General features: G+C 59.9%; 14 protein-coding genes and 1 pseudogene. 5 read left to right on the top strand and 10 right to left on the bottom strand.

Going from position 1 to position 12912, the window contains the following annotated elements; translation table 11 throughout:
- Positions 1 to 2: 2 nt before the first annotated feature.
- From IHQ71_RS16280 to IHQ71_RS16250, 7 genes are all read right to left on the bottom strand, one after another.
- Entirely contained in the window at positions 3 to 140 is a 138-nt protein-coding gene (locus tag IHQ71_RS16280; RefSeq protein WP_258157505.1) for a hypothetical protein, read from the bottom strand.
- Positions 141 to 247: 107 nt separating this feature from the next.
- Positions 248 to 529: a MurR/RpiR family transcriptional regulator gene (locus IHQ71_RS16275; protein ID WP_258157504.1), complete on the bottom strand. Its 282-nt coding sequence runs from the start codon at positions 527 to 529 to the stop codon at positions 248 to 250.
- A gap of 40 nt (positions 530 to 569) precedes the next feature.
- A complete protein-coding gene (locus tag IHQ71_RS16270; RefSeq protein ID WP_258157503.1) occupies positions 570 to 1589 on the bottom strand; it encodes a Gfo/Idh/MocA family oxidoreductase in 1020 nt (339 codons plus the stop codon).
- 32 nt (positions 1590 to 1621) lie between these two features.
- On the bottom strand, positions 1622 to 2404 hold the full coding sequence (locus IHQ71_RS16265; RefSeq protein ID WP_258157502.1) for a TIM barrel protein: 783 nt from the start codon (positions 2402 to 2404) through the stop codon (positions 1622 to 1624).
- A 110-nt stretch (positions 2405 to 2514) separates the two neighbouring features.
- The gene (locus IHQ71_RS16260; RefSeq protein WP_258157501.1) at positions 2515 to 3303 is read right to left on the bottom strand and encodes an ATP-binding cassette domain-containing protein; all 789 of its coding nucleotides are present in this window, start codon (positions 3301 to 3303) and stop codon (positions 2515 to 2517) included.
- A complete protein-coding gene (locus tag IHQ71_RS16255; protein ID WP_258157500.1) occupies positions 3303 to 4427 on the bottom strand; it encodes an ABC transporter permease in 1125 nt (374 codons plus the stop codon). Before IHQ71_RS16255 ends, IHQ71_RS16260 begins: the two co-directional genes overlap by 1 nt.
- Positions 4428 to 4552: 125 nt before the next feature.
- On the bottom strand, positions 4553 to 5503 hold the full coding sequence (locus tag IHQ71_RS16250) for a sugar ABC transporter substrate-binding protein (RefSeq protein WP_258157499.1): 951 nt from the start codon (positions 5501 to 5503) through the stop codon (positions 4553 to 4555).
- 155 nt (positions 5504 to 5658) lie between these two features.
- Between IHQ71_RS16250 and IHQ71_RS16245 the strand changes: the two genes are divergently transcribed.
- Positions 5659 to 6654 (top strand): LacI family DNA-binding transcriptional regulator, encoded by a 996-nt coding sequence (locus IHQ71_RS16245; RefSeq protein ID WP_258157498.1) that lies wholly within the window; start codon positions 5659 to 5661, stop codon positions 6652 to 6654.
- 74 nt (positions 6655 to 6728) lie between these two features.
- On the top strand, positions 6729 to 7637 hold the full coding sequence (iolE, locus tag IHQ71_RS16240; protein ID WP_258157497.1) for a myo-inosose-2 dehydratase: 909 nt from the start codon (positions 6729 to 6731) through the stop codon (positions 7635 to 7637).
- Between the two features lie 85 nt (positions 7638 to 7722).
- Here iolE and IHQ71_RS16235 read toward each other — a convergent pair whose 3' ends face one another.
- The 3 genes from IHQ71_RS16235 to IHQ71_RS16225 form a co-directional block, all read right to left on the bottom strand.
- Positions 7723 to 8442, bottom strand: coding sequence for a GSU2403 family nucleotidyltransferase fold protein (locus IHQ71_RS16235; protein ID WP_258157496.1), 720 nt, complete (start codon positions 8440 to 8442; stop codon positions 7723 to 7725).
- A gap of 338 nt (positions 8443 to 8780) precedes the next feature.
- A complete protein-coding gene (locus IHQ71_RS16230) occupies positions 8781 to 9551 on the bottom strand; it encodes a metallophosphoesterase (RefSeq protein WP_258157495.1) in 771 nt (256 codons plus the stop codon).
- Complete coding sequence (locus IHQ71_RS16225; protein ID WP_258157494.1) at positions 9548 to 10612, bottom strand: AAA family ATPase; 1065 nt, start codon at positions 10610 to 10612, stop codon at positions 9548 to 9550. Before IHQ71_RS16225 ends, IHQ71_RS16230 begins: the two co-directional genes overlap by 4 nt.
- A 302-nt stretch (positions 10613 to 10914) precedes the next feature.
- Here IHQ71_RS16225 and IHQ71_RS16220 point away from each other — a divergent pair, with 302 nt between their 5' ends.
- From IHQ71_RS16220 to IHQ71_RS16210, 3 genes and pseudogenes are all read left to right on the top strand, one after another.
- Positions 10915 to 11202 carry a helix-turn-helix domain-containing protein gene (locus tag IHQ71_RS16220; protein ID WP_308737965.1) on the top strand — a complete coding sequence of 96 codons (288 nt, stop codon included), beginning with the start codon at positions 10915 to 10917 and terminating at the stop codon, positions 11200 to 11202.
- Positions 11203 to 11545: 343 nt separating this feature from the next.
- Positions 11546 to 12283, top strand: a pseudogene (locus tag IHQ71_RS16215) (MauE/DoxX family redox-associated membrane protein); the annotation flags it as partial.
- Positions 12263 to 12883 (top strand): DUF305 domain-containing protein, encoded by a 621-nt coding sequence (locus IHQ71_RS16210; RefSeq protein ID WP_374990034.1) that lies wholly within the window; start codon positions 12263 to 12265, stop codon positions 12881 to 12883. The pseudogene IHQ71_RS16215 and the gene IHQ71_RS16210, both read left to right, overlap by 21 nt.
- The last annotated feature ends 29 nt before the right edge of the window (positions 12884 to 12912 follow it).

Below are 12912 nucleotides of genomic sequence, written 5' to 3'. Positions count from 1 at the left end.
GCCTATTGCGGCACCGGGCGTTTGATCTTCCGACGGAAGGCAATACTTCCATACGTGCTGAAGCCGACAATGTGAAAAACCTCCTTGCCAATGTCGATGCCAATTGAAGCAAGAGCGGTATGCGTTAAAGTCGTCTCCATGGCTGCTTCTCCGAGTTGGTGATGGTGGCCTATGCAGACTAGCATCTCAGGGGGAGCAGCCGGTCCATTCCATTAGCGGACAACTCCAATCGAGTAGCATCGAACTTTCAGCTGGAGACAAGGCGCTTGAGATGTTCTTGGAAAAGCGTCTTGAAGTCCCGAAAGCGCTCGAAGCCAAATGCATTCGCGAGCCTCAAGACCGTCCGTGGCGCAACATCGCATGAAAGCGATATTGACTGGATCGTACCGAAAGCGATTTCCTCAGGCCGCTCGAAGGCGAACCGCGCGACTCTTTCGAGTTGCCCCGGCAGGACCACGGTTCGGGATAGCACCAGACCTTTGAGGTCCTGGATTGTCGTCGGCCGCGCCGATCCCTTTATGTCAACCATGTTCATAGCTCCGGATTGATCGCGGCTGATTTCGTCGACATCACTTCACGGGCGCGGGGCCTCTCTTCTGGATCGACTCGATGCAAGCGAGCGCGATCGCCAGTGCCTGGCGGGCGTCGTGGCCCGTCGCGCCGTCGGAGAGCTTGCCTTCGCGAACCGACTTCGCGAACGATGCGAGTTGGGCGGTGTAGCCGTGGATGAAGTGGTCGGTGTCGCGACGCCATGTGTCGTTGGACGCGCCGTCCTTGTCGAACAGGGTCATGCTGGAGCGGCGGACGTCGCCCATGGTGATCATGCCGCCGGAGCCGAAGACCTCGCCGCGGATGTCGTAGCCGTACATGGCGCAAAAGTTGGCCTCCGCCACGGCCACGGAGCCGTTGTCGAAACGGATGGTGACGACGGCGGTGTCGAGGAAGCCCTTGTCTTTGGCGTCCGGGCGGACCAACGCGTCGCCAACGGCGTAGACCGCGGTGGCCTTCGCACCGGGGTTCAGCCACAGCAGCGTGTCGAAGTCGTGGATCAGAGTCTCGTAGAAGATCGTCCAGAGCGGAATGCGGTCCGGATCGGCACCGAACGGGCCGGGATCGCGGGTGAGCGAGCGGATGAGCTGCGGTGTTCCCACCTTTCCGGCGTCGATGGCGGCACGGCCTTCCGCAAACGCCTGATCCCAGCGTCGGTTGAAACCAACCTGCAGAGGAATACCAGCCGACTTGGCCGCCGCGACGGCGCGCTCGGCATCTTCGAGGGTAAGCGCCATCGGCTTCTCGCAGAACACGGCCTTTCCGGCCTCCGCCGCCTGGACGACGACGTTGGTGTGGAAGCGGGCGGGCGTCGCGATGATCACGGCGTCGAGGCCGGGATGGGCGAGCAGTTCGGCGACATCGGTATAGGAGGCGTCGACGTCGAGCTTGGCGGCCAGGTTTGCGGCCGCTCCGGGAGCCGGGTCGGCAACGGCGACAAGTTCGGCGTCGACGAGACGACGGGCGACGGTCTCGCCATGGAAGGAGCCGATACGGCCGGCTCCGATAAGGCCGATTTTGACGGGTTTCTTGGTGGGCATGGTCGTAATCCTGTTTGGGGGAATGGGAACTGTCAGAGAGTGAAGGCTTTGCGGAAGGCTTCGAGAGCGGCGTCGGAGTCTCCAGATGCCCAGGCCTCCATGCCGATCGGACCGGAATAGCCCATGGCGGCGAGCGCCTTGGCGATGCCATTCCAATTGACTTCCCCTGTGCCCGGCTCGAAGCGACCGGGAACGTCGGCAACCTGGATTTCGCCGATCCAAGGCAACGACTTGCGGCATAGCTCGATCAGGTTCCCTTCGCCGATCTGGGCGTGATAGAGGTCGAGATTGAGCCGCAGGCGGGGATGATTGATCGAAGAGACGAGCGCCAGCGTGTCCTCGGCGCGGCCGAACGGCACACCGGGATGGTCGACGGGGAGGTTCAGGTTCTCCAACGTGAAGGTGAGGCTTTCCTCTTCGGCCAGCTCGACGATGCGGCAGAGCGTGTCGCGGGCCTTGAGCCACATGGCTCCCGTGACGACCTCGATCGGCTGGACGGGGAGACCGCGGTCACCCAGTCCGGTGCCATGCAGGTTCAGGCGTTGAACGCCGAGGCGCTTGCCGACCTGTGCGGTCTCACGTGCCGTCTTGAGCAACTCGGCAGCGCCTTCGTCATCCGTGAGGCGGCCTGTCAGATAGCCGTTCATTATCGTGAACGCAGCCCCGGTGGCCTCGAGCTTACTGATGTCGTGTTCCGGCCAGTTCCAAAGGCCGACGCCGAAGCCGAGCTCCTTGAGCCGGGAGGCGCGCCATTCGATTGGTCTGTCGCGCCAGAGCATTTCGGCGCAGGCTGCGAGCGGGAACGAAGAAGTCATGTCGATACCATGCCCGGCGGTTGCCGGGCTCCTCTTGGCGTTGTTGCTTGACCGATCGGTGATCGGGACTGGTTGGTGGAGCCGACGCGCGCCGGGTCCACAGGGCGGGGTCAGATGGTTCCGCCGAGTTCCTGGGACACGGATTGCAGTTCCTTGCCGCCCGCCATCAGGTTCTGAAGCTCGTCGATGCTGATCTCGCCCTTCGTGAAGGTGCCCAGCGTCTTGCCGCGGTTGAGAACCGTGAAGCGGTTGCCGACTGCGTAGGCGTGGCGCACATTGTGGGTGATGAAGATCACGCCGAGGCCCTTCTCGCGGACCTGGTTGACGTATTTCAGCACCATCGAGGTCTGGGCGACGCCTAGGGCGGATGTCGGTTCGTCGAGGATCAGGACCTTTGCGCCAAAGTAGACGGCGCGTGCGATTGCGACGCACTGGCGTTCGCCACCCGACAACGTGCCGACGGCTTGCTGCGGATCGCGGACATCAATGCCGATCCGGTGCATCTCGTCGCGCGTGACGTTGTCGGCGAGGTCCATGTCCATGGTCTTGAACGGGCCGAAGCCTTTCAGGGGCTCCCGGCCCATGAAGAAGTTCCGGGTGACCGACATCAGCGGGATCATGGCGAGGTCCTGATAGACCGTGGCGATGCCCGCATCGAGGGCGTCGCGCGGGCCTGAGAACAGCCTCGGCTGGCCATCGACGAGGAACTCGCCGGAGCTGGGTTTATGCACGCCAGCGAGGGTATTGATCAGCGTGCTCTTGCCCGCGCCATTGTCCCCCAGCAGGCACAGGACTTCGTCGGAATGCACCTTCATAGACACGCCGTTGAGGGCGATGACGGAACCGAAGTGTTTGACAAGGTCCTTGACCTCGACGAGGGGCGTCTGGGAATTGCTCATCACCGTTCTCCCGTAACGCGCTTGCGGATGACGTTGTTGAAGATGACCGCGATCAGCAGCATGCCGCCGAGGAACACGAGATACCAATCCTGGTCGATCGAGGTGTAGGTCAGGCCGATCAGCACCATGCCGAACACGATTAAGCCGAAGAAGGCACCGATCGCCGAACCGTATCCGCCCGTCAGAAGGCAGCCGCCGATGACTGCGGCAATGATCGCCTCGAACTCTTTCTGGAAGCCGCGCCGCGCATCCGTAGAGCCAGCGTCAAGCACGGTCAGGATTGCAACGAGGGTGGCGCAGAGCGCGGTGATCACGAAGAGCGTAGTCTTCACCCGGCGAACCGGAACGCCCGACTTCTGGGCCGCCCATGCGTCGCCGCCGGCCGCGAAAATCCAGTTGCCGAAACGGGTCCTCAGCAGAAGCCAGGTCGCGGCGAGCGCGATGGCGATGAACCAGAGGATTTCGACAGGGATGCCCGGCACCTGCGGATTGCCGTTGGGAAGCTTGGCGATCACGCCGAGCTCGGCCATCCAACGGAACAATCCTGGAAACGCATCGCCCGAGAAAATGGGGGCGAGAGGACTGTTGGCGGCGGCTTCTTTCATTCCACGGAGCTGGGTGGAACCGCCGCTGGCCCATTTGAGACCCACGAGTGTCAGGCCTCGTAGAATGAAGAGGAATGCAAGCGTGACGATGAAGGAGGGCAGACCCGTCCGGATCGTGATCTGCGCGTTGGTGATGCCAATGACGGCGGCGAAGGCCATCGCGATCAGGATGGCGACGCTCAGAGGGAGTTGAAGCACCACGAGCGCAGTGCCGAAGACGAGGCCGGCGAAGGCCACCATAGACCCGATGGAGAGGTCGAACTCCCCGCCGATCATGAGGAGCGCGGCACCGATTGCGAGGATGCCGAGCTGTGCGGCCGGAGCCATGAAGTTCATGATGCCCGCCAGCGTGAACATCGCCGGGTTCGCGGTGAAGACGAAGAAGATCGCCACGAGCACCAATCCGGCGACAGCTCCGAGTTCGGGGCGGCGCAGGAAGGAAGTGAGGGTAGACACCTTCTTCAGCCGCTCATCGGCGCGCGAAGCTGTCGCGCCGTTCTGTTCATTGACGAGGGACATGGCCCGTTCCTTTGAGAATGGTCGTAAGTCGCGAGGACGCCACAGCTCCAACAGGGAACTCGGACAGCGTCATGCGTCAGAAAGGGTGGCGGCCCCCGTGGAGGTTGGGGACCGCCGGGCTTCGCTTAGCGAATGCCCTGGGAGGACTTCTCGATGACGGAAGCCGCGGTATCCTTCTCGATGATGGCCGGACCCGACGGGACGTTGCCTGCCGGAATGGTGCCGTAGCGCGCATTGAGAGCGAGGAAGGTCACGGGCAGATAGCCCTGCAGATAGGGCTGCTGGTCGACGGCGAAAAGCGCCTTGCCGTCGGCAACGGCCTGGAGGAAGTTGGCCGAGAGGTCGTAGGAAGCGACCTTGACCTTGTCGCCGTTGCCCATCTTTTCGACCACGGCGACGGCGCGTTCGCCGACGAGCGGAGCGGAGAGACCGAGGACGACGTCGATGGATGGGTCGGAGGTTAGAGCGGCCTGAATCTTGGCTTCGATTTCAGCCGGATCGGCCGTCGTCGGGAGAACGGTCACCTTGCCGCCTTCAAAGCCTTTTTCGGTACCTGCGCAACGCTGGTCGAGCGCGGCATTGCCGACTTCCTGGTTGACGCAGAGGACATGCTTGAGGCCGAGCGACTTGAGCTTCGCACCGACCTTGATGCCTGCCGGAGTTTCGTCCTGGCCGACATGAAGCCTTATGCCGAGCTTCTCCTGGGCGGCGATGCCCGAGTTCATCGAGATGACCGGGATGCCCGCGGCGACAGCCTTTTCGATCGCCGGGCCGAGAGCGTCCGGATCGGGATTGGAGATGACGATGCCTGCCGGATTCTGGTTGACGGCGGCTTCGATCAGCTGGCCCATCGCGACCATGTCAAAAGTTTCGGGCGCGCGGTATTCGACATTGACGTTGCTGTCCTTGGCCGCCTGCATCATGCCGTTCTTGACGATCGACCAGAACGGGTCCGAAGCCTGCCCGTGCGTGACGGCGATGATGGAGATTTCCTGCGGCTTAACGGCGACGGCGGCCGAGGTGGCGACACCGAATGCGATTGCGCTCATGGCGAGCGTCTTGAAAAGAGCTTTCATTTTATCCTCCTGATGGGCCGACGACTCCTCTGGGCGGCTAAAAGCATCTTGCACCCGGGTGCAAGTGAGTGCATATTATCCGGGGATGTTATAAAAGCAAGAGATTATTTCATTGGCAGACGAGATGGAATATTTGTTCCGTCCGAGGGAGACACATGCGAAAGCGGGCAACGGCAAAGGAAGTGGCGGAGGCGGCGGGGGTGTCCAAGTGGACGGTCATCCGCGCGTTCAAGCCAGGCGCGTCGATCACCGACGAAGCCAAACGCAAGATCATGGAGGCGGCGGAGAAACTGAACTACTCGCCGAATCTTCTGGCGCGCAGCCTTTCGACAAACGTGACCCATCAGGTCGCCGTGCTCGTTGACGACTTCGCCAACCCCCAGAAGCTTCCCTTTCTCGAATCGCTGACGGAGCGGCTGCAGGCCGAGGGCCTCGTGGCGATGCTCATCAACATCAATAACCACTTCGACCACGTGCACGCGCTGCTCAATGCCGACCAACGCCTGGTCGACGCGATCATTCTTCTCGGGACGGCATTCCGCGACGAGACCTTGAACGACCGTCGCCTCGGTCCCGGCATGCCGCCCATGTTCGTGCTCGCCCGCGACAGCCAGATCGACGGTGTCCCAGCTGTCGTCTGCGATTCGGAAGTCGGTCTCAGGGACATCGTCGACCATCTTCACGGACGCGGATACCGAAAGCCCGGCTTCATGACCGGAGCGGCCGTACTCTCCACCGCGTTGCGCAGGCGGCAGCACTTTGCCGACTTCTGGAGAGAGAAGGGCGTAGAGCATATCGTGGACATCGCGGCGGAGCGGTACAGCCGGGAGGACGGAGGAGCCTCGGCGCGTGAGTATTTGAAGAATACCTCCCCTGAAGACCGGGTCGATGTCCTGATGTGCGAGAACGACATCCTGGCGATCGGCGCGATGGAGACGATCCGCAGCGAGTTCGGTCTTAGGGTGCCGGAGGACATCGCCGTCGTCGGCTTCGACAATTACGAACTCGGCGCGACACCCGCGTTCGGCCTCACGACTTACGAGCAGCCGTGCCGCGAGATGGTCGACCTCATCGTGGAAATGGTCACTGGCAAGCGCGAAGGAGAGACCATTTCCCTTCCGGGCAAGCTCGTCGTCCGGTCGTCCACGTGACCTGAAACCTGTCATTCGAACCTGCGCCCTGCGGCGCGGGATCGCGAACCCGTGCGCAAAATTTGGAGACGCAGATGAACCAGTCCCTATCCTCCCTCCCGCAAGGCGTCCGTCTTGGAGTGAGTCCGTTGTCCTGGGCCAACGACGTTCTCGAGGACCTCGGCGCGAACATCCCGCTCGAGACCTGTCTGGATGATGCGGCCGCAATCGGCTACCAGGGCATTGAACTCGGGCGCAAGTTTCCTCGCGACGCCGCGACGCTTCGTCCATTTCTGGAATCGCGCGGTTTGGCGTTGGCTTCCGGGTGGCATTCGGGCGAACTGGCGGAGCGCGACGTTAATGCCGAGATGGCCGCGGTGGCCCCTCATGCCAGCCTTTTACGCGACATGGGCAGCGCGGTCATGGTCTACGGTGAGGTGGCGATGATGACGCCCGGCACGCCGCTCGACGCCCCCATGTCGAAGCGGCTGGTCATGCCTGACGACGCTGTCGCGGATTATGTGTTGCGCTTGACCGAATTCTCCAAGCGCCTTCGTGGGCAATACGGTCTTCGATTGGCCTACCACCATCATCTGATGATGGTAGTGGAAACATTCGACGAGGTTTCCGCGCTGTTCGACCAAGCGGGATCGGAAGTTGGCCTTCTCCTCGACACCGGGCACGCCGTCGGTGCCGGCTTCGATTATGCGTTGTTGATCGAACGCTTCGGCGACCGGGTCGCCCACATTCACCTGAAGGACGTTCGTAGTCGCGTTATGGAGCCGGTGCGCGTTGGCGACCTCAGCTTCAATGAAGGCGTGCGCCGAGGCATGTTCACCGTGCCGGGAGATGGTGACGTCGATTTCGGTCCGGTCGCTGACTTCGCCCGGAGCGGCGGCTATCAGGGTTGGCTGATCGTGGAGGCCGAGCAGGACCCGGACGCAGCGCCTCCGAGACCTGCTGTGGCGAGGGCATTCAACCATATCCTCGATCAACTGAGATAGCGAATGGCTCCTTTTGGCGCATAGCTGCCGTCCCATCACGGAAATCCTCGGCATTGAATGTAGAACCGCGCTCAGATCAACTGGATCAATGGGGAAGAAGCATCTGCGTTGTTTTGTCCAGTTTCTTCAACGAATTTGCGAGTTTGGCTCGCCATGAACCGCCTCGCGCCCATGCTTCCCCCCAAGCCAACTCTAGCTTTCCGATCCACCCTTTTTCAGCATGGGCACTGATCAGCTCAGATGCCTGCGCCAAGTCTTTCAAAATCTTGGGATTTCCGGCTCTCCGACTCGCGGCGACGATCAGTTTGTGGACAGCGAAGCGTTCTGGGGCTGGGATTGTCACGCCAATTCCGGATTCAAAGAGGACCATCGATCGCACGGGATGCTTGATAAGGAAATCTAGATATCGCAGCGGAACACCGGCCATGTGCGGCCCGAGCGAGCGGAGACGGGACAAATGCCCTGTATGTTCGTCCGACCCCCTATGCGTCGTGAGAAACTCGACTTGAAAATCGGTCGAGGATTTGAACGTCGCCATCATCGTCTGGTCATTTAGGTGAGGCTTTGGGAAAAATGAGGGCTCAACCTCTCGCAAGGCTTCCGGAATATCGTCGCAAGTGTCGTCGAGGTTATTGGAAACACCAAAATCCACGGCGACGTCCACGTCATCCGTTCGAAGCGAGGCACAGGGAAGACGGAATCCAAGAAGCCCGCTGTAAGCCTGATAGGCAACCGAACCGATCAGCACTGACCGTAAACGAAATACGCCGGCCTTAGAGAGCGCCTTTAAAGTACGACCCTCCATGTTCGTGGGGCTCGTGAACCCCTTTAGCCGCAACGTCTCGGCGCGGCTTCGCAGTTGGGACAGGTCAATGTGCGCGGTTCTTGGTTGGCAAATCCTCCTCGTTAAGTCCGGGTCATCGCAGGCTCCCACGTAGCGAACGCGGCTGTCCGCACTCGATTGGGCGAGGTCTGCGCAACTGACACTGTGATACCAGTAGCCACGCCCACCATGAGACCGTATGAAGAACTTTCCTTCGGCCGGAAAAGTGGCGTGAAACTCCAAGTCCTCTACGCCCCGAAGCAATTCGGTGAACATCACTAACTCTTCATCTCCGATCCGTCGCAAACTCGATGTGCCACTCATATCTCGACCACCATGCCGATATCGAAATCCGCGAAGTTGGCGTCGCCGTAATATCCCCGCGGATTGCAGATGACCCGTGTGCTGCCGATCCGGTAGTCCAGCTTATGATGGACGTGGCCGTGCACCCAAAGGTCCGGACCTCGATCGGCTATCATCCCCTCCAGATCGGAGGCGAAAGCAGCTGAATAGATGCTTTCAGAAAATCTGGGAGCGATGGATTTCACGCTTGGGGCATGATGAGTAACTACGACTGTTTTCCTGTCGCGATTTTCGTCGAGGAAGCCTGCCAAAAACCTACGGCTCTCGACATGCTTCCGAACCGCGTGCATCGGCCTCAGAGCGGAAAACGGTTTCTTCGACCAGTTGATCGCATGGTAGTCATTCATGAGTTCGCCGCATTGGCGCATCGCCAAGTCCCTGGACCCCATCAACTCGAAGTCTGTCCAAAGCGTCGCCCCGGCGATCACCAGGTCGCCGAGTTCCACAGTCCCGTTTTCCAGGAAGTGGATGTTGGGATGGTGGGCGGCCTTCAACATTCCCGCTTCGAGGCCGTCGGTTAAAAACGACCGGTAGACCTCGTGGTTCCCGGCGACGAAAACGACCGGCATTTCGGGTGGAATTTGTTCGACCAAGAACTCTATGCTGCGAGTCGAACCTCCGACGTCAATGTCGCCGGCCACGATGCAGACGTCGGCTTCCGGAACCTCGAATTCCAGACCCAGCCAGCCAAACTCAAGATGAAGATCGGAGAAAATCCAGAGCCTCATGCCGACCTCCGCAGACCGTCGCTGGCGGGGGCTTCCACCATTGCTATCGCAAGCGACTTGTTCGACAGCAACGTGTGTATTTCATCTCCCGTCAGGGCCTTAGCCCGCAGCAGCTCTTGGGCTATCGCATGCATGGGCTCCAGATTTTCCCTTATCAAAGCCTTGGCTTGGTCGAGCGCCATGTGAAGTGTCTTTTCAACACGCTGCCATATGATTGAATTCGTCTGCCGAATGCGTCTGAGCTCGGACTCACCACGATAGGGTTCGGATACCAGTGTGTCTCCCATTGCATTGACCGCCTCCAGCGTCGTAGCGAGGCGTGTTGCCATTTCGAGGTCCGAGCCAATCACACCCGCGGCGCCCTCATCATGCCAGCCAGTGATCACGATTTCCGCGGCGATTCCCGCCAAAGCGATCAGCAGTTCGCCAAAAATTACCTCGCAAGTTCTGCGGTGAAGCCTTTGGGTTTCGAACCGAACCATGCCCATCGACTGGAGCTGGCGGTCCTCGGAGTAGGTATCGCTCAGCCATGCATCGACAATCGTGCGGCCAACCGCTAAACCGATGACGGCATGGCCGGCTTCGTGCAGCGCGTTTGCGCGATGCCTCTCGACAGGCAATGCCATTACTTTGGGCAGCGCTTTGAAGAGATGGTCGATCGACGTGGCCACGCCGGCGGCCCTTGCGAGACGGTGCGCTTTTCGAGCGAGCACTTCTAGGTCTGCACCGGAATTACGTTCCGTAGCCCTTTCGATGGTCGGTTTGTCGCCGTCGGGGATAGAGAGGCCGAGATAACGCTCCAGGATTCCGAAACGAGCTTCCGCGTCCGGCAATGTAATTTCGATATGCGTGTCGATACGCCCCGCCCGAAGAATGGCAGGATCGATTACGTCAACCTCGTTGGTCGTTGCGATCACCAGAACCCCGTCACGTCTGTTCAACCCGTCCAAGGACTCGAGGAAGCCGTTGACGACCCCACGATTGTAGGCGGAATTGTCAGAGAGCCGCGTTTCACGGATGGGGGTGACCAGAAACTTCGCCCCGGAGCGTGAAGACCTCACTCGGTGTGAGATACCATCTTGATACCGTTACTTCGGGTCGTAGGCCCCGGATGTACTCGGGCGTGCCAAGACGCTCTAAGTCTTGTGCCAAGCTTAGAAGCTTGGACACCATGATTTCGTCGCTCGTGAACATTCAATGGGTCCTTTCAACGTTACTCAGTCTGTCACCGCGCGAAGGTCGTTTGGTAGAGACTCAGTTGGTTGTTGATGATCCCCGAAGTAACCGGCATTAAGTGATTCGTCCAGTTAATCGGACACTAGAAACGAAAATCTGGACCTTGTGTCCGGATTTGACAGAATTTATGCATGCAAGCAAGTCAGTTGCCATGAAGATGCTATGCACTCCAGTTCAGGTTCGAGCTGCTCGGGTCCTTCTTGGCTGGAGTCAGCAGAAGCTTGCGGACGAGGCAGACGTCTCCCGCAGCACGCTCGCCCTCGTAGAGCGTGGAGACAACCTGGCGAACAATGCATCACGGGAGCGCATTCAACGCGCCCTGGAGAAAGCGGGTCTCGAATTTCTCCCGCCTGATGCGACGAAAGGTTCGGGTATCAGGTACGCGAACCATCAGACTGAAAGAGACGTCGGCTAGGGGACAGTCGACGCTGTGCGCAGATGGCACAAGCGCGTTCGAACGCCGGGACTAAGCAAGGTAATCGACCTCGCAGCCTAGATCGTATGATCGGCAATCCAATTCTTCTCCCAAAATCGATGGAGCTGAGATAGGTGGTGCAGGCTCTATGAGGTATGTCAGTCCGGAAACCCCACAATCGCAGCCGGCAAAAACTCGTTGCTCTTTGACGGGAGCGATGCTCTCGATCTAAGGTTTTTAGGTCCCTACCTCTTCAGATGAATCGATTTGTCTTGGCTGATTCATGAAAAACAACAGCTTACCTGAATCAAAATCAATTTGGGCTGACAAGGGAATCAATGAAATGGCCAAACAGGGTACGCTCCATCGCATGGTCATGGACCAGCACACATGCCCATGGGGGCTCAAGTCCAAGCACCTGCTCGAGAGCCAGGGCTACGAGGTCGACGACCGCTGGCTCAGGACGCGCGAGGCGACCGATGCGTTCAAGGTCGAGCATGACGTGAAGACCACGCCTCAGACCTTCATCGATGACAAGCGCGTTGGCGGCTACGACGACCTGCGTCGTCATTTCGGCAAGTCGGTCGCGGACCCCAAGGCCACGACCTACAAGCCGGTGATCGCGGTCTTCGCGATGACAGCGCTGATGGCGCTGGCCGCAAGCTATGCCGTCTATGGCGACGCCCTGACCATCCGCGCGGCGGAATGGTTCATTGCTTTTTCGATGTGCGTGCTCGCGATCCTCAAGCTGCAAAACATCGAGACCTTCTCGACCATGTTCCTGAACTACGACCTGCTCGCCAAGCGCTGGGTGCCTTATGGTTATGTCTATCCCTTCGCCGAGGCGTTTGCCGGCATACTGATGGTATCAGGCGCGCTGGTCTGGATTTCGGTTCCCGTCGCGCTGTTCATCGGCACGATCGGCGCGGTCTCGGTGTTCAAGGCGGTCTATATCGACCGGCGCGAACTGAAATGCGCATGCGTCGGCGGTGGCAGCAATGTGCCCCTCGGCTTTGTCTCACTGACGGAGAATGTGATGATGGTTCTGATGGCGATCTGGATGATCCTGATGACGACGGGCACTATCACCGTTGCCCAGGAAATGGATATGCCCGGCCACGACATGTCCACTATGCAAATGAACGCGCCAGCCGATCCGGCCAGCAAGGCTTACATGGACGGCATGACCAGGATGAACAAGGACATGGCCGCGCCGATGACCGGTGATGCCGATACCGATTTCGCCGCAATGATGGTGCCCCATCACCAGGGCGCCATAGACATGGCCAAGGTGCAGCTGCAATACGGCAAGGACGCCGACCTCAAGAAATTGTCCGGCGCCATCATCAAGGCGCAGGAAAGCGAGATATCCTTCATGAACGGCTGGTTGGCCCGGAATGCGAAGCCCGCTGCGGGCCATAGCGGCCATAATGATCCCGCCGGCAAGGCTTACATGGACGGCATGGCAAAGATGAACAAGGACATGAACGCCGCGATGACTGGCGATCCAGACCGCGATTTCGTCACCATGATGATCCCGCATCACCAGGGCGCGATCGACATGGCGAAGGTCCAGCTTCAATATGGCAAGGATCCGGAGCTCCGCACGCTTTCGGAGGGTGTGGTGAAAGCGCAGGAGAGCGAGATTGCCTTCATGAAGGATTGGCTGGCCAAGCACTGAACGGCCAGTCTGTTCAAACGAAAAAGCCC

This window comes from Rhizobium sp. TH2, from assembly GCF_024707525.1.
Lineage (GTDB): Bacteria > Pseudomonadota > Alphaproteobacteria > Rhizobiales > Rhizobiaceae > Rhizobium_E.
Note: the sequence above shows the minus strand (reverse complement) of the source record. Positions and strands in the feature narration are given on the sequence as shown.

Excerpts from the sequence above, each read along its gene's own strand:
- IHQ71_RS16280 (WP_258157505.1), bottom strand. The coding sequence starts at position 140 with ATGGAGACGACTTTAACGCATACCGCTCTTGCTTCAATTGGCATCGAC.
- IHQ71_RS16275 (WP_258157504.1), bottom strand. The coding sequence starts at position 529 with ATGGTTGACATAAAGGGATCGGCGCGGCCGACGACAATCCAGGACCTC.
- IHQ71_RS16270 (WP_258157503.1), bottom strand. The coding sequence starts at position 1,589 with ATGCCCACCAAGAAACCCGTCAAAATCGGCCTTATCGGAGCCGGCCGT.
- IHQ71_RS16265 (WP_258157502.1), bottom strand. The coding sequence starts at position 2,404 with ATGACTTCTTCGTTCCCGCTCGCAGCCTGCGCCGAAATGCTCTGGCGC.
- IHQ71_RS16260 (WP_258157501.1), bottom strand. The coding sequence starts at position 3,303 with ATGAGCAATTCCCAGACGCCCCTCGTCGAGGTCAAGGACCTTGTCAAA.
- IHQ71_RS16255 (WP_258157500.1), bottom strand. The coding sequence starts at position 4,427 with ATGTCCCTCGTCAATGAACAGAACGGCGCGACAGCTTCGCGCGCCGAT.
- IHQ71_RS16250 (WP_258157499.1), bottom strand. The coding sequence starts at position 5,503 with ATGAAAGCTCTTTTCAAGACGCTCGCCATGAGCGCAATCGCATTCGGT.
- IHQ71_RS16245 (WP_258157498.1), top strand. The coding sequence starts at position 5,659 with ATGCGAAAGCGGGCAACGGCAAAGGAAGTGGCGGAGGCGGCGGGGGTG.
- iolE (WP_258157497.1), top strand. The coding sequence starts at position 6,729 with ATGAACCAGTCCCTATCCTCCCTCCCGCAAGGCGTCCGTCTTGGAGTG.
- IHQ71_RS16235 (WP_258157496.1), bottom strand. The coding sequence starts at position 8,442 with ATGGAGGGTCGTACTTTAAAGGCGCTCTCTAAGGCCGGCGTATTTCGT.
- IHQ71_RS16230 (WP_258157495.1), bottom strand. The coding sequence starts at position 9,551 with ATGAGGCTCTGGATTTTCTCCGATCTTCATCTTGAGTTTGGCTGGCTG.
- IHQ71_RS16220 (WP_308737965.1), top strand. The coding sequence starts at position 10,915 with ATGCATGCAAGCAAGTCAGTTGCCATGAAGATGCTATGCACTCCAGTT.
- IHQ71_RS16210 (WP_374990034.1), top strand. The coding sequence starts at position 12,263 with ATGATCCTGATGACGACGGGCACTATCACCGTTGCCCAGGAAATGGAT.